Genomic DNA, 2,042 nt, shown 5'->3' on the forward strand with positions numbered 1-2,042 from the left:
CCTTTTGGACAGGTTTCTGCGCGCGGCGCGTCCGGTCTTTCCCAGCAAACTGACGAGCCGGATGTAGCAGCCGTGAAGCAGGATTTTCCAATTAGAACGGTACGAGGCCAATGCCCCAAAGCCAAGCTATCGTAATGGCCAGGCTTGCGATCGCCATCGGAACACCAGAGCGCGCAAAGTCGACAAAACCGAGCTTGACGCCGGAAACGGAGGCCCTTTCGGCAACGATGATGTTGCACAATGAACCCGTGAGAAGGAGGTTTCCTGCGAACGTCGATAGCAACGCCAGCGCTGTCAGAGCACCCTCCGAGAGATCCGGAACGAGCTTGACCAGCAAGATGACGGCCGGGACATTGCCGATCGTGTTGGAGGCGGCAAGCGTCAGTGGCGCGAGGACAGCGAGACGGTCGGGCAGCAAGCCCCGTTCCGTGAGCCAGACCATGCCTTGCTGTGCCAGTCCGGTCTTGGCGAAAGCTGCCGTTATTCCGAAAAGGCAAACGAAAAGGAGCAGCAATTGCCAGTCGACCGCGCCGATCATAGTGCGTGAGGAGAGGCGACGAGACATCAGCAGAAACCCCGCGACCGCGAGCGCCGAGAGTTCACGCGGCAACGGAGTCAGGAACAGCGCCACAAGTACTGCGACTGCAAACATGCCCTTCAAGAATTGAAACCGGTCGATTTGAGGTGGCAGGCTGTCCTCCGGATTCGCGCCGTCGCCAGGCGCCAAGCGCCAGGTCGCGACGATGGCGACGAAGGTTATTGCGAGGCTGGCCAGTGTGGGCGGCACTGCAAAGGCGAGATAACGCCAGAAATCCAAGCCGCCGGCCTGCCCGATCAGGATGTTCTGGGGGTTGCCGATAAGGGTAGCGGCAGAGCCGGCGTTGGCGGCCCCGGCGAGCCCAATAAGGTATGGTCGCGGATCGAGTTGTTGCGAGGCAACACCCGCGACAACCAAAGGTGCAAGTGCGAAAACGATGACGTCGTTGGTGAAGATCGCGGCCAGCACACCCGTCACTGCGATCAGGCTGGCGAGCAAAAGCTTCGGATTGCGGGAAGCGCGAACGATCCGGTCAGCGATCCAGCCGTAAAAACCGGAATGGTCGAACTGTGCAGAAAGGATCATCAGCGCGAACAAAAGGGCGATCGTAGGCACGTCGACCGCCGCGCCGGCTTCTTCGAGAGACAAATCGCCCGAGGCAAGGAGGACGATCAGACCGAGCAGCGCGACGCCGGTTCGGTCGATCGCCAGGCCGGGCACGCGCCCCAGAGCCATGCCCGCGTAGGTTAGCACGAAGACCGTTACCGACAGGGTTGTCATACGAAAAATGCCCTCGAAAAACGCAAACTGGAAGGAATCGCCAACCTACCCATAACAAAGTCGATCACTTTAAGCCCGTTGCGACCTGTCGGAATGGCTTCAAGGTCGTTCGGCCCGAAGGGTCTGCTTGCATGCGCAGGCGTCAAGCGGAAGGCCGGTCGCCAATTGAATGAAGTCCATCCCTCAGACCATATTGGGTGTGCTAACACAGTCCGCGTCGCCCAACAGCTCCAACATCGGGCCGCGTTTTCATCCGACTAATCCCGACTTACGAGTGCCGCCGACCGAAAGGTGCGATTTCGATCGTTTTGAAGCGGCCGCTTAAGATGTCGGCTTCTGGTCAAATCAATCTAAATCCGGACTGTCAGATCTCGGCCCCTGAGCTTCCAGGCAGCGATGCGCCAGAAATGGACCTGACGCTCGCGCCGTATCGTTTGCTCGATATCCGACCACAAGCCTTTCGGCATGAGCGTCTCGACCACCTTATCGCTTGAGAAGCGAGTGGCCTTGGYGCGGGGGGAATGCCCCTAACCGCTAATCCAAGGCATCTCAATCACCCCGAGCGCTACAACGATCCCGAGACCCAATAGCGCAATACCCAAAGCACCTTCGAAGCGGCGGCCACGCGGCTGCAGCTTCTCGACGAAGACGACCAGCGTTAGAAGCAGCATCCAGGCGACGCTCATGACGCCGGCCGCAACCAGCACAGCAAACAGCGCCCAGC

The 2,042-nt window shown here is 59.6% G+C and carries 2 protein-coding genes; both read right to left on the reverse strand.

All coding sequences use genetic code 11. The annotated features are described in order from the left end of the window. Positions 1-91: 91 nt before the first annotated feature. Entirely contained in the window at positions 92-1,318 is a 1,227-nt protein-coding gene (locus AC1DUU_RS30550; RefSeq protein ID WP_476787059.1) for an SLC13 family permease, read from the reverse strand. Positions 1,319-1,845: 527 nt separating this feature from the next. After that, a partial coding sequence (locus tag AC1DUU_RS30555) for a copper chaperone (RefSeq protein WP_476787060.1) occupies positions 1,846-2,042 on the reverse strand: 197 nt, incomplete at its 5' end.

It is taken from the genome of Aminobacter sp. P4_H6_2 (assembly GCF_056400805.1).

Excerpts from the sequence above, each read along its gene's own strand:
- AC1DUU_RS30550 (WP_476787059.1), bottom strand. The coding sequence starts at position 1,318 with ATGACAACCCTGTCGGTAACGGTCTTCGTGCTAACCTACGCGGGCATG.